The 22,795-nt window shown below is 55.5% G+C and carries 20 protein-coding genes and 2 tRNA genes; 9 read left to right on the forward strand and 13 right to left on the reverse strand.

The features are described 5' to 3' along the window. Positions 1–27 precede the first annotated feature (27 nt). Both B2X55_RS08870 and B2X55_RS08875 read right to left on the reverse strand, forming a co-directional pair. On the reverse strand, positions 28–393 hold the full coding sequence (locus tag B2X55_RS08870) for a metal-sensing transcriptional repressor (protein ID WP_278742975.1): 366 nt from the start codon (positions 391–393) through the stop codon (positions 28–30). Between the two features lie 93 nt (positions 394–486). Continuing rightward, positions 487–1,518, reverse strand: coding sequence for a hypothetical protein (locus B2X55_RS08875; RefSeq protein ID WP_286821821.1), 1,032 nt, complete (start codon positions 1,516–1,518; stop codon positions 487–489). A 204-nt stretch (positions 1,519–1,722) separates the two neighbouring features. Here B2X55_RS08875 and B2X55_RS08880 point away from each other — a divergent pair. The 3 genes from B2X55_RS08880 (at position 1,723) to B2X55_RS08890 (ending at position 2,469) form a co-directional block, all read left to right on the forward strand. Beyond that, positions 1,723–1,798 (forward strand) — tRNA-Thr (locus B2X55_RS08880). Positions 1,799–1,804: 6 nt separating this feature from the next. Beyond that, a tRNA-Thr gene (locus B2X55_RS08885) sits at positions 1,805–1,880 on the forward strand. A 127-nt stretch (positions 1,881–2,007) separates the two neighbouring features. Further along, entirely contained in the window at positions 2,008–2,469 is a 462-nt protein-coding gene (locus tag B2X55_RS08890; protein ID WP_270527955.1) for an RpiB/LacA/LacB family sugar-phosphate isomerase, read from the forward strand. Between the two features lie 60 nt (positions 2,470–2,529). Here B2X55_RS08890 and B2X55_RS08895 read toward each other — a convergent pair whose 3' ends face one another. Then, entirely contained in the window at positions 2,530–3,462 is a 933-nt protein-coding gene (locus tag B2X55_RS08895) for a LysR family transcriptional regulator (RefSeq protein ID WP_055162573.1), read from the reverse strand. A 286-nt stretch (positions 3,463–3,748) separates the two neighbouring features. On the opposite strand from B2X55_RS08895, the gene B2X55_RS08900 reads away from it, so the two are divergent. The 3 genes from B2X55_RS08900 to B2X55_RS08910 all read left to right on the forward strand — a co-directional run bounded on the left by B2X55_RS08900 (position 3,749) and on the right by B2X55_RS08910 (position 7,404). After that, positions 3,749–4,927, forward strand: a complete 1,179-nt coding sequence (locus tag B2X55_RS08900; protein ID WP_286821822.1) for an iron-containing alcohol dehydrogenase — start codon at positions 3,749–3,751, stop codon at positions 4,925–4,927. A 330-nt stretch (positions 4,928–5,257) separates the two neighbouring features. Further along, on the forward strand, positions 5,258–6,283 hold the full coding sequence (iolG, locus tag B2X55_RS08905) for an inositol 2-dehydrogenase (protein ID WP_226868500.1): 1,026 nt from the start codon (positions 5,258–5,260) through the stop codon (positions 6,281–6,283). A 281-nt stretch (positions 6,284–6,564) separates the two neighbouring features. After that, positions 6,565–7,404: a helix-turn-helix transcriptional regulator gene (locus B2X55_RS08910; protein WP_036378838.1), complete on the forward strand. Its 840-nt coding sequence runs from the start codon at positions 6,565–6,567 to the stop codon at positions 7,402–7,404. A gap of 156 nt (positions 7,405–7,560) precedes the next feature. Here B2X55_RS08910 and B2X55_RS08915 read toward each other — a convergent pair whose 3' ends face one another. The 3 genes from B2X55_RS08915 to B2X55_RS08925 all read right to left on the reverse strand — a co-directional run bounded on the left by B2X55_RS08915 (position 7,561) and on the right by B2X55_RS08925 (position 11,235). Beyond that, the gene (locus tag B2X55_RS08915) at positions 7,561–8,952 is read right to left on the reverse strand and encodes an MFS transporter (protein WP_286821823.1); all 1,392 of its coding nucleotides are present in this window, start codon (positions 8,950–8,952) and stop codon (positions 7,561–7,563) included. 163 nt (positions 8,953–9,115) lie between these two features. Then, positions 9,116–10,135, reverse strand: a complete 1,020-nt coding sequence (locus tag B2X55_RS08920) for a Gfo/Idh/MocA family protein (protein ID WP_286821824.1) — start codon at positions 10,133–10,135, stop codon at positions 9,116–9,118. Between the two features lie 260 nt (positions 10,136–10,395). Beyond that, a complete protein-coding gene (locus B2X55_RS08925) occupies positions 10,396–11,235 on the reverse strand; it encodes a sugar phosphate isomerase/epimerase family protein (RefSeq protein WP_286821825.1) in 840 nt (279 codons plus the stop codon). A gap of 311 nt (positions 11,236–11,546) precedes the next feature. Here B2X55_RS08925 and B2X55_RS08930 point away from each other — a divergent pair, with 311 nt between their 5' ends. Next, on the forward strand, positions 11,547–12,407 hold the full coding sequence (locus B2X55_RS08930; protein ID WP_286821826.1) for a helix-turn-helix transcriptional regulator: 861 nt from the start codon (positions 11,547–11,549) through the stop codon (positions 12,405–12,407). 28 nt (positions 12,408–12,435) lie between these two features. On the opposite strand, the gene B2X55_RS08935 is transcribed toward B2X55_RS08930, so the two are convergent. Next, positions 12,436–13,284, reverse strand: a complete 849-nt coding sequence (locus tag B2X55_RS08935; RefSeq protein WP_286821827.1) for a DMT family transporter — start codon at positions 13,282–13,284, stop codon at positions 12,436–12,438. A 191-nt stretch (positions 13,285–13,475) separates the two neighbouring features. Between B2X55_RS08935 and B2X55_RS08940 the strand changes: the two genes are divergently transcribed. After that, the gene (locus B2X55_RS08940; RefSeq protein ID WP_055161128.1) at positions 13,476–13,790 is read left to right on the forward strand and encodes an ArsR/SmtB family transcription factor; all 315 of its coding nucleotides are present in this window, start codon (positions 13,476–13,478) and stop codon (positions 13,788–13,790) included. Positions 13,791–13,854: 64 nt separating this feature from the next. Beyond that, positions 13,855–14,901, forward strand: coding sequence for an ACR3 family arsenite efflux transporter (arsB, locus tag B2X55_RS08945; RefSeq protein WP_286821830.1), 1,047 nt, complete (start codon positions 13,855–13,857; stop codon positions 14,899–14,901). Positions 14,902–14,957: 56 nt separating this feature from the next. Here the strand turns inward: arsB and B2X55_RS08950 are convergent, their stop codons facing one another. From B2X55_RS08950 to iolD, 6 genes are all read right to left on the reverse strand, one after another. Next, positions 14,958–15,569 carry an AAA family ATPase gene (locus tag B2X55_RS08950; protein ID WP_270527964.1) on the reverse strand — a complete coding sequence of 204 codons (612 nt, stop codon included), beginning with the start codon at positions 15,567–15,569 and terminating at the stop codon, positions 14,958–14,960. Positions 15,570–15,657: 88 nt separating this feature from the next. After that, positions 15,658–17,049, reverse strand: coding sequence for an MFS transporter (locus B2X55_RS08955; protein ID WP_286821831.1), 1,392 nt, complete (start codon positions 17,047–17,049; stop codon positions 15,658–15,660). Positions 17,050–17,362: 313 nt separating this feature from the next. Then, positions 17,363–18,253, reverse strand: coding sequence for a DMT family transporter (locus B2X55_RS08960; RefSeq protein ID WP_226868311.1), 891 nt, complete (start codon positions 18,251–18,253; stop codon positions 17,363–17,365). Positions 18,254–18,297: 44 nt separating this feature from the next. Further along, complete coding sequence (locus tag B2X55_RS08965; protein WP_286821832.1) at positions 18,298–19,713, reverse strand: GntP family permease; 1,416 nt, start codon at positions 19,711–19,713, stop codon at positions 18,298–18,300. Between the two features lie 128 nt (positions 19,714–19,841). Then, positions 19,842–20,729 (reverse strand): myo-inosose-2 dehydratase, encoded by an 888-nt coding sequence (gene iolE / locus B2X55_RS08970; protein WP_005841104.1) that lies wholly within the window; start codon positions 20,727–20,729, stop codon positions 19,842–19,844. A 94-nt stretch (positions 20,730–20,823) separates the two neighbouring features. After that, a complete protein-coding gene (iolD, locus tag B2X55_RS08975) occupies positions 20,824–22,773 on the reverse strand; it encodes a 3D-(3,5/4)-trihydroxycyclohexane-1,2-dione acylhydrolase (decyclizing) (RefSeq protein WP_036375837.1) in 1,950 nt (649 codons plus the stop codon). Positions 22,774–22,795 lie beyond the last annotated feature (22 nt).

Below are 22,795 nucleotides of genomic sequence, written 5' to 3' on the forward strand. Positions count from 1 at the left end.
CCTTGGTGGCTATTGGGAAACGACGGGTCATTTCATGACCTTCTGGAGCGTCGCAACGAGCTCATCGACTACCTCATCGTGACCGGCGCGGATGTCGTCGACTACGCACGACTTGATGTGCTGTGCGAGCAGTTCCTTGTTGAACGCATTGAGCGCCGACTGGATGGCGCTGACCTGCGTGAGGATGTCGACGCAGTAGCGGTCATCCTCGACCATCTTGCAGACGCCGCGGACCTGTCCCTCGATGCGCCGCAGGCGCGAGACGAGGCACTTGTATTCCTTGCTGTCCTTGTCGCGGTGCTTGTGCTTGACGCAACCGCTGCAGGTGTGCTGCTCTGCACTCGCCTCAGCCATAGCGGCCGCCTGACATTTCTTATCTTCACATGATTCCACGAATATACCCCCTAACGGTATATTATCTTATACCACGAGGGGGTATCTGTCAAGCAAAAAAATTTCCCGTCTGATGACGGGAAATCAAGCCTATCAACCCTTGTCCATCGAGTGGATGATGATGTCAGTGAGGATCTTCGTCCAGTCGATGCGGCCGCTTGAACTGCCGGAACCTTGCTCGGCCGGCTGCTGTGGCGGCGGGTTCTTGGCGCGCTCGGCAGCGAGACGCGCGGTGCGCAGGTCGTTGGCGAGCGCCTGGTCTTGCTTATCGGAATAGTTCCAGGCAATCTCGAGCTCGCGCACGGCGTCGTCGTAGCGTCCCTCGTCGTAGTAGATGAGGCCTTCGTACTGATGACAGCGCCAGATTGGGTACGTCGTGTTGTCGTGCTGCGTCGCGTTAGCCGCGCTGAAATCCTCAAGGGCGTCGTGCGGGCGGTTGAGGCCGTAGTAGGCGCGCCCGCGCAGGTAGTAGGCATAGGCGCGCGGATTGCCCGTCACCGTCCGGTCCTCGATGAGCGTCGTCAGCTCGTCGACGGCCTTCGTGTACTCGCTGCGCTGGATATGGCCCATGCTGCGGTCAAAGATCTTGCCATAGTCATAGCTCGTCTCGAGTCGCGTGCCGAGTTTCTTCTTCTCCTGGCCGTTGGCCTTCTGGTACTGCTGCAGGAGCTCCTCGTTCTGCTTCTTGAGGGCGTCGCGCTCCTGCTGCAATTTCTCGATCTCGTCCTTCTTGGCCAGCATGGCCTTGAAGTCGATGTTGTCCGTGTCGACCTCTGCCGTCAGGTTGACGGTGTACTTCCATGTCTTGCCCGAAAGTTCCGGCACGGAATCCTCCTTAATGACCTTGAGCACGGCGCCAGAGATCATCTTGACGTCATCCTCTGTCAGCTGCATGTTCTTGGTGCGCGAATAACTCTCGACGTAAACGCCGGCCTTCTCGACAGCGGCGCGCATGGCCTCCTGCCGCGCCGCATCGCGCGCGATCTTCGGCGAATCGTTGTCGCCCATGATGTAGACGCCCGTCGCCTCGATGACCTGAGGCGCCGCTTCAGCAGGACTCATACCGCCCGACCAGATACAGACGGCCGCCACGAGCACAAGGCAGGCCCGCCACAATCTCTTCATACTCCAACACCATCCTATCGTAAAATAGTGTACTTTGCTAACTACTATTATACGGATGTAGAATCCGCCTGCCAATTAAAAACGCATGAATTTCAGGCAGATTCCACCTCCTCAAAAAAAATTTTGCGGAATCGCAAAAAAAAGATTGACAGACAGGCGCGATATCGATATACTATATCTTGTCAGTTGCGACAAGCGACAGATGCTGATTTAGCTCAGTTGGTAGAGCAGCTCATTCGTAATGAGCAGGTCGTAGGTTCAAGTCCTATAATCAGCTCCATATTTTGCTGATTTAGCTCAGTTGGTAGAGCAGCTCATTCGTAATGAGCAGGTCGTAGGTTCAAGTCCTATAATCAGCTCCATCTGGAACATCAGGCTTTCGAGAAATCGAAAGCCTTTTTTGTTGTCCGGCCCTGCCTCCATCTGCCATCATCTGCTATAATAATGGAAGAAAGAAGAGCTTTGAACCGATGAACAGGAGGAATCATCATGAAGATTGCAATGGCAAATGACCATGCCGGCACGAAACTCAAGAACGAGATCAAGGCGTATCTTGAGAGCGAAGGCCATGAAGTCAAGGATTTCGGCACGTACGACGAAGAGTCCTGTGACCTGTCGGACTTCGTCTACCCGGCTGCACTCTCCGTCGCAAAGGGTGAATGCGACCGCGGCATCTTTGTCGACGGCGTCGGCTACGGCAGCGCGATGATCGCCAACAAGCTGCGCGGCATCTTCGCCGTCGTCTGCCAGGATCCGTTCTGTGCCGCCCTCGCCCGCCAGCATAACGACAGCAACGTCCTCTGCCTCGGCGGCAAGATCATCGGCCCGGCCATCGCCATGGAAATCGTCAAGACCTGGATGCACACCGATCCTCTGACGGCCGAGAAATACCGCCGCCGCGTCAAGAAAGTCCAGGAAATCGACGCCAAGCACTGCGTCGCTGTAAAATAAACGGCCGGAATCGGCTATCCTCACATAGAAAAGCCCAGGCATCATGCCTGGGCATTTTATCTATACGCGATCGCCTTTGTCGCGGCAGTAATTGACGAGCAAGTCAATAAAGGCGCGCGCCGCATGCGACAAATACGCCTTTTTGCGCCAGGCGACGAGTGCATGGCGGCGTGGGCGCGTCGGCAGCGCCGCATAACACGGTCGCGTCTCCGGCTGGAAGGCGCGCAGGAGCGTCATCGGCAGCAGCGTCGCGCCGAGGCCCGCAGACGCCAGTGTCAGGGCCGTCTCCATGCTGCGTGTCTGCAAGTAGATCTGCGGGACAAAGCCGGCTTCCGCGCACAGTGAGAGAAGCTGTTGATGGAGCTTCTGCTCGCTGTGCATCTGAATGAACGGCGTGTCTTTCAGGAGACCGATGGGCAGGAGCGGCAGCGTGCCATGGCAGTCCTGCGGCAGATGGTACTTCTTGGACAGCTCATGATTGGCCGGCAGGACGAGAACCATCTCCTCCGAATAGAGCTCTGCAAACGAGAAGGCATCCTCATCGACCGGCTGTGTCGCGATGATGAGGTCGACATCACCAGAGAGCACCGATTCCTCCAAGCGCTTCGAGGTGTGCTCCGCCAGCTGCAGGCGGATTCCCGGATATTCCGCCTGGAATTTCGGCAGGAATGCCGCGAGGAAGTACGTACTGCGGAACGGCGAACTGCCGACGACGAGGTTCCCCTGCGCGCAGCCGAGCTCATCCTCGACATAGCGGCGGAACTCTGTGTCAAGCTCCATGATCTGCTGTGCCGTCTCCAAGTACTTCTGCCCGATGGTCGTCGGGCGCAGCGGCTTCAAGCTACGATCGAAGAGCGGCGCACCAACCTTTTTTTCGACACTCTTCAAGAGCTGCGAGAGCGATGGCTGCGAGATATAGAGTTTCTCTGCCGCACGCGAGATAGAGCCCATCTCATAAATGGTCCGGATATAATGAAAATGACGGATCTCCAAGCGAATTCCTCCTAATATAAGAATTATCCTATGAAATCAATAAGTAATTTTGCAAATCATGATATATGTGATTTTTAGAACAAAATCGCTAAAATGGCAGTATCCTTTGATATGTAAGAAATACATGCACAGTATTCATGATATATCTCTATTTTATCATATATTTTAGATTATGTCTTAAATAAAACATCTAGTATTATACTTATATTCAATTTCATACTATAATAAAGACATCAAATCAAGAAAGAAATGGATAAGAACAAGAATTCTGTAAGGAGGTCTTCCCATGTCGTTAACGTATTATTTCCTGCCGACCCGCAATGTCTTTGGTGAAGGTGCTGTCAATGAAGCTGGCAAGCTCATGAAGAGCCTAGACGGCACGCATCCGATGATCGTCACGGACGCTTTCCTCGCGAAGTCCGGCATGGCTGACCAGGTCAAGAAGATTCTCGAGGATGAAGGCCTGCCGACGTACATCTTCGGCGGCGCTGAACCGAACCCGACAGACAAGAACGTCGTGGCTGGCGTGGCGGCCTTCAAGGAGCAGGGCTGCGACTCCATCATCTCTCTCGGCGGCGGTTCTTCGCACGACTGCGCGAAGGCCATCGGCCTCATTGCGGCCAACGGCGGCGAGATCTACGACTACGAGGGCATCGACATCTCCAAGAACAAGATGGTGCCGCTGATGGCCATCAACACAACGGCTGGCACGGCCTCCGAGATCACGCGTTTCTGTATCATCACGGACACGCGCCGCAAGGTCAAGATGGCCATCCTCGACTGGCGCGTCACGCCGCAGATCGCCATCAACGACCCCGTCCTCATGAAGGGCATGCCCCCGCGCCTCACGGCCGCCACGGGCATGGACGCTCTGACGCACGCCATCGAGGCATACGTCTCCTCTGCAGCCAATCCGCTGACGGATGCCGCCGCGCTGCAGGCCATCAACATGATCCAGAAATACCTGCCGAAGGCTGTCGCCAACGGCGATTACCTCTACGCCCGCGACAAGATGGCCTACGGCCAGTACCTCGCCGGCATCGCGTTCAACAATGCCTCCCTCGGCTACGTCCACGCCATGGCGCATCAGCTCGGCGGCTTCTACAACCTGCCGCACGGCGTCTGCAACGCCATCCTGCTGCCGTACGTCTGCGAGTTCAACCTCATCAGCAACCTCAACCGCTTCCGCGACATCGCCCGCGCGATGGGTGAGGTCATCGACGGCCTCAGCACCAACGAAGCAGCCGACAAGGGCATCAATGCCATCCGCCGCCTGAGCCGCGAAGTCGGTATCCCGCAGACGCTCAAGGAACTCGGCGTAAAGCCAGAGGACTTCGAGCTCATGGCAGGCAACGCCCTCAAGGACGCCTGCGCCCTGACGAGCCCGCGCAAATACACGAAGGACGAGGTCGTCGAGCTCTACCGCCGCGCCTACGAAGGCGACTGGGTTGACTCCACGCTCTGATTCCCCCATAATCCCCCGCATAAAAGAGGCTGCCGTATCGGCAGCCTCTTTTGATATGTCTGCTTCTTCCAATTTCTATCAAGCCCCATCAATTCCCATCAATACCACATCAATTCGTATTCCCGCCATCATGACAGCAAGATTTTATAGTCCTGTTTCCACACACCTCCGTCCCGCTTGAATCATCCCTGTACTTTTCAAAAAATTACACCAAAAAAACGAAGAATACACGGTGCACTTCATGCTATAATAAACATAAAGTTAATCAAGAAGAACAATATAGATAACAAAAAATTGTTCAATAGCAGTCAGAGAAAGGCGGTTATCACAATGATTAAAGTTGGTATTATCGGTGCAGGCCGTATCGGTCATGTACATGGCGAGAGCATCTCGAAGTTCGTCAAGAACGCAACGGTCAAGACGATTGCTGATCCGTTCATGAACGAGAAGACGGAAGCTTGGGCAAAGTCCCTCGGCATCGAGAAGACGACGAAAGATTACCATGAGATCCTCAACGATCCTGAGATTGAAGCCGTCCTGATCTGCGCTTCCACGGACCAGCATTCCCCGCTCTCCATCGAAGCACTGCGTGCCGGCAAGCACGTCTTCTGTGAGAAACCGATTGACCATGATGTCAATAAGATCAAGGAAGTTCTCGACGTCGTCAAAGAGACGGGTAAGAAATACCAGGTCGGCTTCAACCGCCGCTTTGACCACAACTTCAAGGCTATCCGCGATGCTGTCGTCGCCGGAAAAGTCGGCAAGCAGCAGATCATCAAGATCACGTCCCGTGATCCGGAACCGCCTTCCATCGATTACGTAAAGATTTCCGGCGGTATCTTCCTCGACATGACGATTCATGATTTCGATATGGTCCGCTATCTCTCCGGCGCAGAAGTCGAGGAAGTATATGCAGAGGGCTCTGTCACCGTCGATCCGGAAATCGGCAAGGCTGGCGACATCGATACGGCCATCATCACGCTGAAGCTCGACAATGGCGCTACGGCTGTCATCGACAACTGCCGTGCCGCTTGCTATGGCTATGACCAGCGCGCTGAAGTCTTCGGCACAAAGGGCTGCGTCGCCATCTCCAACGATTCGGATTCCAATGCAGTCTACAGCTGCAAGGACGGCGTCATCGCCGAGAAGCCGATGTTCTTCTTCCTCGAGCGCTACATGATGGCTTATGCAAACGAAGTTAATCAGTTCGTCGAAGCGATCGTCAATGACACGCCGACCCCGGTCAATGCAAACGACGGCCTGCAGCCGGTCCTCATTGGCCTCGCTGCCAAGAAGTCGGTCGAAGAGCATCGCCCGGTCAAGATTGCAGAGATCCGCGCCCAGTACGGTCTCTGATTCAACATCATCTTCTACCGATCCTGAACCCAATCATTTATTCCTTCGTTCCTCTCCGTGCGGCACCCCCTGCCGCATGGTTCCATACCAAATCAAAGGGCCCCTTCCCCGGGGTCCTTTTTGTTATAAGTATATGTTATATATTGATTTATTCTTGATAAATTCATGATAAAATATTTGCACATATATGTGCACTCTGCTAAAATAGAACCAGATACATGATGCAGAATGATTATGTTACGATCTATTTGATATATGCACTCTGTCAGGAGGGGAGTTTGTTGCTTCAGTATTTTCCCAATCACCGCTATCGTTCTACCTTCTGCAAGAACTCCACGCCGCGTCTCGAATACGTCTGTCACGTCGGAGCAGATGCCTCGCATATGCCGCGAAGCATGCACGAGCATGATTATCTCTGTGAAGTCGTGCTCATCACGCAGGGTGCGGGCATCTACATGATTGACGGACAGCGCTACACGGCGCAGAAGGGCGACCTGATCTTTTACAACAGCCATACCGTCCACGACGAATTCGGTGGCAGTGGCAGCAACCTGGCAACCTACTGCATCGCGATCAACGGGCTCCGCATCGAGGGACTGCCCGTCGATCATCTGCTGCCGGACGGATACTGCCCCATTCAGCCAACGAAGCAGCACTTCTCCGAGATCCTGAACCTCTTCGCAGCCATCGAGCAGGAGGCAAAAGCACACGCTGAGATTGCCAACTATCTCACCATGGCACTTGCCGCCAAGCTCACAGCGCTCCTGCGCGAAGAAGGTGTAAAACAGCGCCAGCAGACGCCGACGCTCGCGGCAAAAGCCCGCGCCTTCATCGACAAGAACTACAAAGAGAACATCCGCCTCGGTGACATCGCCGCTGCCACACATACGAATGCCTATTACCTCTCTCACCTCTTCAAGGCAGAGATTGGCCTCTCACCGATGAAGTACGTCATCCTGCGCCGCATCGGCGAGGCTCAAAACCTCTTGATCAACACAGACATGACAATCACCCAGATTGCCGCTCAGGTCGGCTACAACAACTCCAATTACTTCCAGAACGTCTTCAAGGGCGCGCTCGGCATGACACCGGGCGAATACCGCCGCAAATGGACAGTCTGACCAAAGGCCCGACAGAGTCATCGCACTCTGCCGGGCCTTTTGCACCTTCATCCCTCCAGGGCAAAAAAGTCCCCGCAGGCTGGGATGCCTGCGGGGCAACATTGGGATGGGTTGGACGCGCGTGCCATTCACACATGCATCCGGGATTTATCTTAATCAGAGTTCGCCCTTCGCTTCACGTGCGACGAGGTCGCGCATGATCTGCGGATACTGCTTATCGAGCTTGTAGGCCCAGAGGATCAGCAGCAGGACAACCCAGACAAAGATCGGACCGAATTCGTAGAGGTCAACAATCATCTGGATGGCGCTGTCCGGCTGGACAGCTGCAGCCGTCGTCGAGGAGACATAGCCGGCGTAGGAGAGCAGGCCCGTGAGGACTGCACTCGTGAGGCCGGAACCGACCTTCGTGCCAACAGAACCACCGGAGAAGATCAGGCCTTCCTGGCGGATGTGGAACTTCCACTGTCCGTACTCGACGACATCGCCGAGGAAGCCGAAGATGACGGAGTTCAGCGGGGCAAAGCCGATGCCGCGGATGACGCAGCTGAAGACGACCCAGTTGAAGTCAAGCGGATTGAGGAGATAGATCAGATGGCCGACAAAGCAAACGCTGATGCCGATGAGGCTCATATTGCGCTTGCCGAACTTGCGCAGCAGTGCCGGGCAGAAGACAATCGTGAAGCCGATCGTCAGGCCAGTCTCTAAGAGATACAAGATCGAGTAGAGCGAGCTATCCATAAAGATGTACTTGCAGTAGTACGGCAAGACCGTGCCCGTGATATAGAAGATGACGTTCTGCATCATCCAAATGGTCATCGCCATCCAGAAGTACTTGTTGAGCGCCAGGCATTTGAGGGATTTGCCGACGGGGATCTTTGCGACTTTCTTGCGCGCTTCAATGACAACCGTCTCTTTGCACCGGGAGAAACAGAACAGCAGGAGCAGGAGTCCGAGTACAGCCCACATGCTCATGACCTCGACCCAGGCCATCTGATTGTCGCCAAACATCTTGACGAGCGGCAGCGTAGCCGAGACCGCGAGGATCTTGCCGAGCGGCGAGAGCGTCATACGCGTGATGGAAAGCATATCACGCTCTTTCGAAATGCGCGTCATCATGGCCGAAAGCGAGCCGTACGGCAGGTTGAGTGCCGTATAGCAGATGGTTGTGCAGAAGTTGTAGGTGACGAACAGATACGCAAACTGGAGTGCTGAGGAACCTTGCGGTACGGTATATATGAGGACAATCGATAACGCAAACGGCACACTCGTCCAGAGAATCCAAGGTCTCGACTTGCCCCATTTGGAATTCGTGCGCTCGACAATGAATCCCATGATGATATCCGAAAAACCGTCGAAGCAGCGGGAAAGCAGGAAAACGAGACCGACCATGGCCGGGTCAATGCCCGCGTAATCGGTGTAGAAGAACGTCAGGATGCTCATCGCACCCCAGACGATGTTCTGTGCCGTATCGCCAAGGCCATAGGCGATACGTGTGAGCCAGGACAATTTGCCGCTATTTTCCGCGGCAGCATTTGCCGGATTACCCATTAATACCCCTCCTGAATCTGTAATCGTAAATCATATGCGGATTTTTCCACAAGATATTAATATTTCGACTTTTTGTCGCATGTAGATAAGCAGATTCGCCAGCTGCAGCACCAAGCGCCGCGGCTGGGAACCTTCTTTATTCAATCTGAATGACCAAAATCAATCAATATGCAATGGCAACGGGCTTGCCTTCCTTATACGACTGCGTCGTGGCAAAGGCAATCTGTGTTGATTTCGTGCCATCGCAAACTTTGACTTCTGGCTTGCGGCCCGTCTGAACGCAGTCGATGAATTCCTGCATCTCGAGAAGATATGCCTCAGCAAAGCGCTCCGGGAAACCGCTGACGCACTCCTTGACTGCGCCGTCCTTGTCGTAGATCATGCAGAGGTTCTTCTCCGGGACAGGGCTGATGCGCAGCGTGCCTTCCGTGCCGACAATCTCCGTCTCGACATGGTAGCCGTACGGTGCTGTACGCCCGACATGGACAAAGCCGATCTTACCGCTCTTGCACTTGTACATGGCCACGCCCGTCTCATCATCACCGGCAGCCTTGAATTCCGGATGCTTGAACGTCGCCCCCGATGCGTAGACCTCGACAGGATCCTCGCCGAGGAACCAGCGCATGAGGTCGATGTCATGGATGGCCATGTCGATGAAGATGCCACCAGACGTCGGTGCAAAGCGGATGGCTCCCTGTACCAGAGCCTCCGGATCGATGCCCGTCGCCTTGACCATGTACGGCTCACCGATGAGGCCAGACTTGATCTTCTCCATTGCATACGCGTACGAAGGATCGAAGCGGCGCATGAAGCCGAGGAAGAACGAGAGCTCCGGATGGCGCTCCACGGCGACCTCTGCCTGCTTGCACTCTTCGACATTGACGCCGAGCGGCTTCTCCGAGAAGACGTGCTTGCCGGCATCGAGGGCCTTGGCAATCTGGCTGCAGTGCAGGCCGCTCGTCGTGACGATGGCCACGGCATCGATATCGGCTTTCGCGAGCATCTCGTCAAAATCCGTGTAGACGTCCTTCACACCGAGTTCTTTCTGCGCGTACTCCAGCTCTGCTGGCATGATGGAGCAGGCCGCCGTAAGCTCCGCATTCGGGATCTTGTAGGCAATATTATTGGCATGAACTTTGCCGAGACGGCCAAGACCAGCGATACCGACTTTAACCTTTTCCATGATAATCTCTCCTCATAAAAACGTCACATAATAATTATTTCTTATGATTCGCGCGCGTTTCTCTTTAATCTCTCTTTATGATATCATGGTTAAATTCTAATGTTATTATCATCAACTGCTAAAAAATGTTCATTTTTTGCTCTAATCTCTCTTAAGCTTATTGAATTTTCCTTCAGTTAACGACATCTTATCTCTATATACAATGACGCTCTGTCCGATAACGACAGGCGCTGCGGGGATTCTCAAGAAGACCTCTTTTCTTAAAAATTGCGTGCAATCACCGTTTCACTCTTCTGTTTGCCAATGCGATAAACATCATCTGCTGGCATAGCGTAGTACTCTGGGCGGAAGAGCTCAAGCGACAGGACGTCCTGTGCCCAGCCGATCTTCTTGAGCGTCTGCAGGATGCCGTCGAGGTCGATGCAGCCATCACCCGGCCAGACGCGGTCGTCATCGCGCAGGGCGCCGTACTGGAAATCCTCCGTGTCGTTGAGGTGGACGATGAAGATCTTCTTGCCATCTGCCTGTGCGAGGTCCGCAAGGCTCGAATGCATGCCGTGGAAGTGGAAGCAGTCGAGCGTCAAGCCGACGTTCTCCATGTCAAGTTCCTGGATAATGTCATACGCTTCGCCAAAATCATTGATGGATGCCTCTGGATGGCCGAGGAATTCGACAGAGAGGCGCATGTCCGCTTCGCCGCAGATCTCACCCATCTCCTTGAGGCACTCCAGTGTCGACTTGCGGATGGCCTGGCGCGTGACCTTCTTGAGGCCGACCGTCGGTACCGTGATGACCGTCTTGCAGCCGATCTTCTTGCCCCACTCGCACATCTCGCGGAGCTTGCGCAGCGTCTCCTTGTAGTCATCGTCCGGCAGGTTGTTGAAGTACTCGAGTGTGTTGAACGCCCACGGCTTGACAGGATGCGTGGCGAAGTACTCGGCCAATTCATCGATGGAGTGCACCGCGAGATAGTTCTTGAGACAGTCCATCGTACGGATCTCGATCATGTCATAGCCGTACTTCTCGCAGAGTGCCAAGTCCTGTTCGAGCGTCGTGCCCTTGCATTTGAGTGCCGTTGCTTCATTCATGCTGAGTTTCATGTCAATACTCCCCTTCTCTTGTTCATCTTCATCTGTCCGCATCCTAGATAAGCATCTTGCGCTTCTTTGCACTTCTTATGGTATAATAGAGGTGCAGTCTCGGGTGCATCGAGGTTGATTGGTATCTTTGTCTATCATTATATCCAGATTCAGCTTATTCTTCCTCCGTATTGTTGTCGTTTTCAGAAGAGCGTGACGCCTACACAGATGACAAACTACGGGGACTTCTCGACGCACCGAGGGGGAATCCCATCAAAAGTACTCTATTATCTTGCGTTCCTTGCATTCTTATTAATCGATGAGGTGATCTCTTGCTCCAGTATTTCATTCCGCGAAAATCCAGGAAAAGCGAACCAATCGCAAGGCAGGCCCAGCTCCTGAGCGTCTGTGAGATCGATGCATCTCACGGCAAGCTACCGCGCACGATGCACGCACACGAAGACCGCGCCGAGATTATCCTCGTGACAGGCGGTCACGGCAGCTTCAATATCGATACAGGACATTATCTCGCGACGAAGGGCGATGTGTTATTCTTCGATCCCGGCATCCTGCACGATGAAACCACGATCGACGGAGACCTGACCACCTCATGCCTTGCAGTCTCTGCCTTCCAGCTGCCGGGGCGACAAAAAAATGAGATGGTCGGTCACCTTTACGCGCCGCAGCTCTCTCTCGGCGCACAGTTCGAGGATGTCCAGGCGCTCTTCCGCTCGCTGACGCATCTGGCCACAGCAGGCGATGACGTGCCTATACTCGACCAGTTGACCTGCGTCATACTCTGCAAACTCGACGAAGAACTGACACGCCACGGGCAGGAGCCACTCCCACAGGAAGATTCGCTCGGCCTTACCGTCAAAGCTTATATCGATGCCCATTACCGCGAGGAGATCACCCTGAAGTCCATCGCCTCGGACATGAACTTCAATTCCTACTATCTCGCACATGCCTTCCGCGAGCACATTGGCTACTCGCCGATGCAATACATCATCCGCCGGCGCATCGGCGAAGCCCAGAACCTCCTGATCACCACAAGGCGCAGCATCACGGACATCGCCCTCTCCTGTGGCTACAACAACTCCAATTACTTCCAGAGCGTCTTCAAGCGCCTCGTCGGCATGACGCCTGGCCAGTATCGACGCGACTGGGTCCAGAACCCTCTGCCAGAAACGTGAAACAGCCCGCTCATATGAGCGGGCTGTTTCATGCTTGCTGTCTCTCGTGCGTGACAACGGTGTAGATGCCGGCCATGATCATGAGCATGCCCAAAAGGATATGCAGCGTCATGGGTTCGCCGAGGCAGATAATGCCGCCGATGACGCCGACGATCGGCACAGCCAGCACCGCGACGGATGCCTTGCTGACCTCGATGTGCTGCAGGATCCAGCTCCAGAGAAAGAATGCCAGAGCGGAAGCGAGCACGCCGTTGTAGAGCAGGCAGAGGATGGATTCTTTATTCCAGATGACCGGTCCCTGCGGCACGGCTGTCGTGTAGACGAGCAGCGTCAAGGATGCACAGACCATCTGCCACGTCGTCAGGGAAATCGCGTTGACATCCGACAGCTTGAACTTGACGAAGATGCTCGCGAGGCCCCAGAAGACGGCGCTCAGAAGGCCGATGAAGATGGCCGTGACATCGCCGCCCGCATGCACATCCATGAGGACGGCCATGCCGGCAAGGGCCAGAACAATGCCGAGCCCGTTGCGCCATGTCAATTTCTCTCCAAGCAGGAAGTGCGCCATGACGGCGGCAAAGACCGGCATGCTGTAATTGAGCACGGAGACCATGCCTGCGCCGAGCGTCACCATGCTCGTCTGCGCCGCGATGTTGTTGAGTCCCATCTGCAGAATGCCTGTGAGAAAAATCCACGGCCAGTACTTCTTCTTCGGCAGCGGCAAGCGCAGCCAGAGCCAGACCGACAACAGGACGGCCGCACCGAACAAAAATCGGTACGCCACAAAGGTAATGGGCGGGAAGAACGAATTCGCCGTCTTCATGACGACCCAATTCATGCCCCAGATCAGATAAATCAAGCATAATGCCTTGATCAAGAAAATCGCCTCCTACAAATGCGCAACGCCATTCACATATATCTTTTATACTACCACATCGAGTCAAAAGAAAAATAAGATTCACAGAATCATAGCGCATCCTGTCAGACGCCTTGACAACCCCCTGTCCCTGCTCTATACTGAGCTTATTACATTGATGTACATCGATATGACTACAGGAGGTGCTTTCGATGGATTCCATGGAAACCGTCAAGATTCTCAAGGCCCTGGCAGATGCCAACCGGCTGCATATCCTCGAGCTTCTGGGCAGCGGGGAGCAATGCGCCTGCGTGCTGCTCGGAAATCTGGCACTTTCACAGCCAACACTCTCACACCACATGAAAATCCTCTGCGACGCAGGACTCGTCACGAGCCGCAAGGCGGGAAAGTGGATCTACTACACACGCCAGGCCGAGACGCTCGACAGAATCGGCGCCTGCCTCCAGGCACTCGGCCACACAACGCCGACAGATGACCTGGCCACTGACTGCCGCTGCCGCGAGTGACGGCAGTATTTTTTTCTTTTATAGATTTACAAATTTCTATCTATCTATCCAAGAGGTGTTTTCTATGCAACATGAACAAGCGGGCGGCATCAATTTCTTCCAGCGCTACCTGACCGTCTGGGTCCTGCTCTGCATGATCGTCGGCGTCGCCATCGGCCATTTCCTGCCGTCTGTGCCCGCCTTTCTCTCGACACTCCAGGTTGACGGCATCTCGATCCCGATCGCCATCCTGATCTGGCTCATGATCTACCCGATGATGATGAAGGTCGACTTCAAGAGCGTCAAGGCCGTCAGCAGGGCGCCCAAAGGACTCTTCGTGACCTGGATCGCCAACTGGCTCATCAAGCCGTTCACGATGTACGCCCTCGCTTATCTCTTCTTCTTCGTCATCTTCCGCGCCATGCTGCCAGAAAACCTTGCCACGTCTTACCTGGCCGGAGCGGTGCTTCTGGGCGCTGCTCCCTGCACAGCCATGGTCTTTGTCTGGAGCACGCTGACGCGCGGCAACCCTGCCTACACCGTCATCCAGGTCGCCACAAATGACTTGATCATCCTCGTGGCCTTTGTGCCAATCGTCAAGTTCCTGCTCGGCGTCTCTCATGTCACCGTTCCGTATGATGTGCTGTTCCTGAGCATCGTCCTCTTTGTCGTCATCCCGCTGATTGGCGGCATCCTCACGCGCCTCTCCGTCATCCGCCGCAAGGGGCAGGCCTACTTTGACCAGATCTTCGTCCACAAATTCGACGGCGTGACGACCTGGGGCCTGCTCTTGACGCTCGTCATCATCTTCAGTTCCCAGGCACAGGTCATCCTCGAGAATCCCCTGCACATCGTGCTGATTGCCGTGCCGCTCATCCTGCAGACCTTCCTGATTTTCTTCCTTACCTACGGCGTTTGCTATCTGCTGCGCCTGCCCTTTGCCATCGCCGCCCCGGCCGGGTTCATCGGCGCCTCGAATTTCTTCGAGCTCGCCGTTGCCGTGGCCATCGCCCTATTCGGCGTGACGAGCCCCGCAGCTCTCGCGACGACCGTCGGCGTGCTGACGGAAGTCCCCGTTATGCTGACGCTCGTGCGCATTGCCAATGCGAGCAGGCAGCATTTCCGCAACTGAACACAGCAAAAAATAAACCATCCGTATGGATGGTTTATTTTTTGTGAAACGATGTCTCAGGCCTCAGCCGCTTTTTTCTGACGCAGTTCGATGTACGAAATGATCAGGTCAGCTGCGGCCTCGAGCGAAATCTTGCTCGTGTTGATCATGAGGTCGTAGTTCTGCGGATCGCCCCAGGTGCGACCCGTGTAATAAGCATAGTACTGCTCGCGGTGCTTATCCTCGGCATCGAGCTCCTTGATCGTATGGCCGGCATAGTGCGTCTTGGCGCGGGCCAGGCGGTAATCATCATCCGCGTAGATGAAGAAGGAATATGTATTGGGTTGATCCTTGAGGATGTAGTCCGCGCAGCGGCCGAGGAATACAGCGCTGCCGTCCTCTTTCGCGACCTCGAGGATGACCTTGGCCTGCTCGATGTACATGCGGTTGTGCTGCGGCACGCGCTCATAGGCGTAGTCGCCGAGGTTGCCAAGGCAGTTGTCCGGCGCATTGTACGAGCGCTCAATGAGATCGTGGAAGTTCGCCTCATCGCCGAGCTTCTCGGCAGCCATGGCCACGACTTTGCGGTCATAGCGGCGCACCCCCATCTTCTTCGCCACGAGGTCTGCGACCTCACGGCCGCCGCTGCCGTACTGACGCGTGATCGTGACAAGCGTGTTCTTTTCCATAAATTCCCTCTCCTTCCAAAATACAAAGAAATTCTAAACATAAAGCCGGCTCATCCATAGAACAAGCCGGCTGTACATATAGCAGATATCAGAGCTCGCCTTTTGCTTCACGAGCGATGAGGTCACGCATGATCTGCGGATAGACCTTATCGAGCTTGTAGAAGAACAGGACGAGAAGCAGGACAGCCCAGACGAAGATCGGGCCCCACTCGTAGATGGAGACGATCATGTTGATGACGTCCTGAGACTGAGCGACTGCACCCGAAGAAGATGCAACATAGCCAACGTAGGAGAGCAGGCCCGTCAAGGCTGCACTCGTGAGGCCGGAGCCAACCTTCGTGCCGACGGAACCGCCGGAGAAGATCAGGCCTTCCTGGCGGATGTGGGTCTTCCACTGGCCATACTCAACAGCATCGCCGAGGAAGCCGAAGATGACGGACTGGACCGGAGCAAAACCGATGCCACGGATGACGCAGCTGAAGACGACCCAGTTGAAGTCCGTCGGGTTCAGCAGGAAGATCGCATGACCGACGAAGCAGATGATGACACCGTAAAGGCTCATGTTGCGCTTGCCGAAACGCTTGAGGAGTTTCGGGCTGAAGACGGCCATGACAAAGATCGTGATGAGCGTCTCCAAGAGGTACAGTCCGCTGTACAGCGAATCATCCATGAAGATGTACTTGCAGTAATACGGCAGGATGGTACCGGTGATCGTGAAGATGACGTTCTGCATCATCCAGATGATCATGCCAGCCCAGAAGTATTTGTTGACGGCCAGGCACTTGAGTGCTTTGCCGACTGGTACCTTAGCGACCTTCTTGCGCGCCTCGATGACGACCGTCTCTTTACATTTCGAGAAGCAGAAGAGCAGCAGCAGCAGGGCAACGACAGCCCATACGCTCATGACTTCGACCCAGGCCATCTGATTGTCGCCAAAGATCTTGACGAGCGGCAGCGTAGCCGAGACGGAAAGGATACGGCCCCAAGGAGACAGGCACATACGCGTGATGGAAAGCATGTCACGCTCTTTCGAGGAGCGCGTCATCATCGCGGACAGCGAGCCGTACGGCAGGTTGAGTGCCGTGTAGCAGACCGTCGTGCAGAGGTTGTAGGTCACGAACAGGTATGCAAACTGCATAGCCGAGGAACCATGTGGTACCGTATAGATGAGGACGATGGAAATAGCGAATGGCACGCTCATCCAGAGAATCCACGGTCTTGATTTGCCCCATTTGGAATTCGTGCGCTCTACGATGAAGCCCATGATGACATCGGAGAAACCATCGAAGCAACGGGAAATCAACATGACCAGACCGACCATGGCCGGGTCGATGCCCGCGTAGTCGGTGTAGAAGAATGTCAGGATGCCCATTGCACCCCAGACGACGTTCTGTGCCGTATCACCGAGACCGTACGCTATACGCGTCAGCCAAGGCAGATGCGCACCGGATTCAGCCGGAGCTGCTCCTGGATTACTCATTGAAAACCCCTCCCAATTGAATATTGAATGATGATACATTTGATATCTCGTGGATGAAGTCGCTCTTCATCTCTATCTATATACTATATTAATATTTTTCGAACTATTTCATCTATACTTTCTTGTCTTTCTTGAGTATGTTATGATTTTCTTTTGTTATATTTCTTAGCATTTTCAATGCTTTCTTGGGGCTATCTTTATGAAGGCGAATTATCTTGCTATAAAATATTGTTTTTTGCCTCTAAAACAATAAGAAAAGCGGTCAAACGCCATGCATCTGACCGCTTTTCTAGTAATCTCTCTGAGGGCCGACTCACCGAAGGCCGCCATGTGTCGTCAGGTAGACGCCGCCAAAGATGGCCGCTGCGCCGAGCAGTTCCATGATGCCGATGACCTCGCCGAAGCAGAGGACACCGCCGATCATGCCGACGACTGGCGTGATGTTCTGGAAGATGGAGGTGACGCTGGCACCGGCATTGTGCACGCCGATGTTCCAGAAGAGCATCGCCATGACGCCGCCGAAGATGACCGTGTAGAAGAACGCAATCCAGAGCGTGGGCGTCAGCATGACGGGCGCGAACTGCCCCGTCACCAAGCCGTAGCCCGTCACGATGAAGGCGCCGAAAAGCCCGGCCCAGCCCGTCGTCTGGAGCGCAGACATACGGCGCATGATCTTCAGGGCAATCAGAGAATACGTCGTCCAGGCCACCTGCGCAAGCAGGAAGAGGATATCGCCTGCATTGAACGACATCGTCTGGATCACGTTGAGCGAGCCGTGGCTGATGACGAGCAGCGCGCCGAGGAAGGACAGGACGATGCCTCCCCAGGCCAGCAGGCTCAGCCGCTCGCGCACGAAGATGACCGCCATGAATGCCGTGATGGCGGGGCTGGCCGCCGCGATCAGCGTGCAGTTCGTCACCGTCGAGATAGCGAGGCCCGTGAACTGCATGACATTATTGAGCCCAATGCCCGTGACCCCCATGAAGAAGAGACCGAGGAGGCAGCTGCGCGGCGGCAGCAGGCGCTCGCCGCGGTAGACGGAGAGTGCCAGGAGCGTCGTGCCAATCAGGTAGTAGCGCATGGCCGTGATCGTCACAGGCGACCAGGTCGTCACGAGCCACTTGATGCAGAGCGGCTGGATGCCCCAGATGATCGTCGTCGCCGCCAACAGGAAATACGTCTTTCGTTTTGTCGCTTCGTCCATATGAGACATCCTCCTTTTTCTAGCGTCTCGATCTCTGCTGCTCGTCATTCAATACCTGTCATCAGGTAGACGCCCAGGCAGGCGAAGACGACAAGCGTCTTCAGGAGCGTCAGGATCACAACGTCGTAATACGACTCGCGATGCGTCAGGCCGCAGACGGCGAGCAGTGTGACGAGTGCGCCCGACTGCGGCACGGTGTCGATGCACTCAGAGGCCATGCAGATGATGCGGTGCAGGACATCTGCACTCATGCCGATCTGCTGCGCCCAGGCTAGCCACTCCTGTCCGAGCATGCCGAGGGCAATCGTCATGCCGCCCGAGGAAGAGCCCGTGACGCCCGTCATGATGCCCGTCGTCACGATGGCAGACATCAGCGGGCCGTCGCCGAGGTGCAGGCCGAGCAATGCTTCCTTGATGATCGTGAAGGCTGGCAAGGCTGCGATGACACAGCCGTAGGCGTAGCCTGAAGCTACGTTGAGGATGGCCGTCGTCGAGCCGATGGCTCCCGTGTTGATAGGCTTTGAGAGACCGCCCTTGAGTCTCAGCCGTCTGCGGCCGATGATGGCCGCGACGATGGAGCTCACGATAAGAGCCGCATTGATGGACCAGATGGCCTGTACCTTGTCGACGCCGCCCGCGAGCAGGGAGAGGTGCAGTGGGATGAAACTGTCGAGGCTTTCCGGATCCCAGTGGTACGCCCAATCCCAGTGGAACGGATTGCTGATCAGGAGATTCAGCACGATGACGAGAAGCAGCGGCAGTGAGGACAGGCGCCAGTCCGGCAGAGCCTCCCGCGACTCCTCCGGCTCATTGAGCACATGGTAACCGTATCCCTCACCCTTTGCCTTGAGTTTCTTGTGGCGATAGCTGATCCAGCCCCAGGCCAGTCCGAAGTAGAGCACGGCACCGATGAGGCCGAGCACCGGAGCCGACCAGGTCGAAGTGCCAAAGAACGACGTCGGGATGATGTTCTGGATCTGCGGTGTGCCCGGGATGGCCACCATGCTGTAGGTGAAGATACCCATCCAGAGCAGCCCCGGCAACAGACGCTTCGGGATATCAGCCTGCTTGAAGAGGATGGCAGCAAATGGGTACATGACAAAGGCGACGACGAAGACAGAGAGACCGCCGTACGTCAGGACGCCGCATCCGAGCAGTACGGCCAGAATGGCCTTGTCGCGGCCCAGCGCCGAGACGATCTTGTCGGCCACGGCCGCCGCGAGCCCGCCCTGCTCCATGATCTTGGCGAAGACGGCGCCGAGCAGGAAAACGGGGTAATACGTCTTGATGTACTCCGCGGCTTTCGTCATATAGATCTCACTGTAGACCGGCATGGAGGCGTGGCCGCTGCCGATGGCGGCGACGACGGCGAAAATCGGTGCGATGAAGATGATGGAATAGCCACGATACGCGAAGAACATCAAAAGTATCAGGCTGAAGACAATCATGCTGATGCCCATGGGGATAATTCCTTTCTAGATGATCCTGAATGATTCCAAGAGAAACGGTGAACCGGCAGAAAAAAAGGCTCCCCTGCCCATAGTGGACAGGAGAGCAGCCTTTCTGGGAATCCGATGCCTTATGGCAATCAGATATGTGCTTTTTCCTTGATGTACTTGCGAGCTTTGATCGCGTACTCGAGCGGGTTGGCTTTGGCCGGATCCTGCTCAGCTTCGACGATGAACCAGCCATCGTAGTCGCTGTCATTGATGATGTCGAAGACCGGACCGAAGTCGAAGTCGCCATCGCCCGGGACCGTGAACATGCCTGCGCGGACGCCTGCGAGGAAGCTCATGTTCTCTTCCTTGACTTTGTTGCGGATGTCCATGCGGATGTCCTTGAGATGTACGTGACGGATGCGCGGCAGGTACTTCTTGAGGATGTAGATCGGGTCCTCACCGGAGCAGACGAGATGGCCCGTATCGTAGAGCAGGAAGACGAGGTCTGGATCCGTCATCTCCATGAGGCGGTCAATCTCTTCCGTCGTCTGGACACAGGTGCCCATGTGATGATGGTACGTCATCGTCAGGCCAATCTTCTTGGCGACAGCACCGAGCTTGTTGAGGCCCTCAGCGAGCGTCTTCCACTGCTCTTCCGTGTTGTGCGGCTTGTCGCGGAAGACAGCCTTGTCGAGCTTGCCCTGAACGCTCGTGCCCTGCTCTGCGACGTTGCAGAACTTCGCGCCCATGGCTTTGAGGAATTCACAGTGCTTGATGAAGTCTTTCTCGACCTGCTCGTACGGCTGCGTGAGGAGGTAGGAGCTGAACCATGCGCTGGCGATCTGGAGTCCGCGCAGATCAAGAGCCTTCTTGAGGACGGCCGGATCTTTCGGGTACTTGTTGCCGATCTCGCAACCCGTGAAGCCAGCCAGAGCCATCTCGCTGACACACTGTTCAAACGTGTTCTCTTTGCCGAGATCCGGCATGTCGTCGTTCGTCCAAGCAATCGGAGCGATACCAAGTTTGATATTAGCCATTTGATAAACCCCCAAAATTCAATTTATACAACAGGGCCTCCCCGCCGCAGATGCGGCAGGTACCCTTCATACACAAGATAGACAAGAAAACGGATCAATACTTGCGAGCTGCATCGTAATGCGGCTTCATGAGATTCTCGTAGCAGTCGTGGATCTTCTTGCTCTTGGAGACCTGCGCGACGCCGACACGCCACCAGTCACCGTAACCATGAACCATCGTCTTCGGCATGACCTTGCAGTCGATGAGCGTCGAGACTTTCTGCTTCTTAGCATCTTCGATGGCCGCGATGAGCTCTTCCTCGGTATGAGCCGTGTAGCTCTTGCAGCCGTAGGAAGCGGCGTTCATGGCGAAGTCAACCGGTACATAGGCACCGTCGAGCTGGCCCGTCTTCTCGTTGCGGAAGCGGAACTCCGTGCCGTAGCTGCCCTGGCCATGGCCGATCTCGAGGTTGTTGATGCAGCCGCCCTGCATGTTGTCGAACAGGATGACGTTGATCTTCTTGCCCTCAGCGATGGACGTCGGCAGTTCCGAATGGAGCATCATGTAAGCGTAGTCGCCAACGAGCGCATAGACTTCGCGCTGCGGCTCAGCGAGCTTGACGCCGAGTGCTGCGTTGACTTCATAGCCCATGCAGGAGAAGCCGTACTCGACATGGTAGCTGCCAACCGTCTTCGGACGCCATACGCGCTGCAGGTCGCCCGGCAGGGAGCCCGATGCACCGACGATGATGCCGTTCGGATCCATGTGCTCTTCGAGCAGACCGAGGACGCGCGTCTGCGGCAGCGTCTCGCCGACTGCCTCTTTATAGGCTTTCTCTGCAGCCTTGTAATCGAAATCATCGTCGACTTCCGGCACGAAGTTGTCGCCGAACTGGATGTGGAAGACACGCTCGACTTCCTTCGTGTAGGCTGCCTTTGCGGCTTTGATGTCCGCAGCATAGGCATCCGATACATGATAGCCCGTCTTGCCGAGGGCCTCGTCGAGCATCTCGAGTGCCGCACCGGCATCGCCGACGACCTGGATGCCGTCGAGCTTGTAGGCGTGGAAACGGGAGACGTTGATGTTGACGTACTGGACGTTCGGGTTCTGGAAGATCCACTTGGAGGACGTCGTGAAGTCCGTGTAGCGCGTGCCGACGCCGATGACGACATCTGCATCTTTGGCGAGCGTGTTGGCTGCGAGGCCGCCCGTCTCACCAACACCGCCCATGTTGAGCTCGTGCTCCCACGTGATCGTGCCCTTGCCGGCCTGCGTCTCGCCGAACGGGATGCCGTACTTCTCAGCGAATTTCTGGAAGACAGCCTCTGCCTCGGAGTACTTGACGCCGCCGCCGAAGATCATCAGCGGGCGCTCAGCCTTCGCGATGGCCTTGACAGCCTCTTCAATGGCGCGCTCCGTCGGTTTTACGCGGTCGATGTGATGAACGCGCTTCTGGAAGAAGTAATCCGGGTAATCCCAGGCCTCGCCTTCGACATCCTGCGGCAGAGCGATGCAGACAGCACCCGTCTCAGCCGGATCCGTCAGGACGCGCATCGCATTGATGCAGGCCGTCATGAGGATCTCAGGACGCGTGACGCGGTCCCAGTATTTGCAGACGGCGCGGAAAGCGTCGTTCGTCGTCGTCGTCAGGCTTACCGTCTGCTCCATCTGCTGGAGTACCGGATCCGGCTGGCGGTCAGCGTACGTGTCGCCCGGCAGGAACAGGACTGGGATGCAGTTTGCCGTAGCCGTAGCAGCTGCCGTGACCATGTTGGCAGCACCCGGGCCGACAGAAGACGTGCAGGCGTACATCTGCTTGCGGCGCTTCTGCTTTGCAAAGCCCATCGCTGCGTGTGCCATGCCCTGCTCATTGCGGCCCATGCGCATGATCAGATGGCCCGGATCCTCTTCGAGCGCCTGGCCGATGCCGATGACATTGCCGTGGCCGAAGATGCCGAAGATGCCTTCGAACATCGGCACTTCCTTGCCGTCAAATTCTACATACTGATTATTGAGGAACTTCACGAGAGCCTGTGCTACCGTGAGTCTGATTGTCTTAGCCATTGGAATCCCCTCCACTATGCCA

The organism is Mitsuokella sp. UBA4253, assembly GCF_002395285.1.
In the GTDB taxonomy this organism is placed as follows: Bacteria; Bacillota; Negativicutes; order Selenomonadales; family Selenomonadaceae; genus Mitsuokella; species Mitsuokella jalaludinii.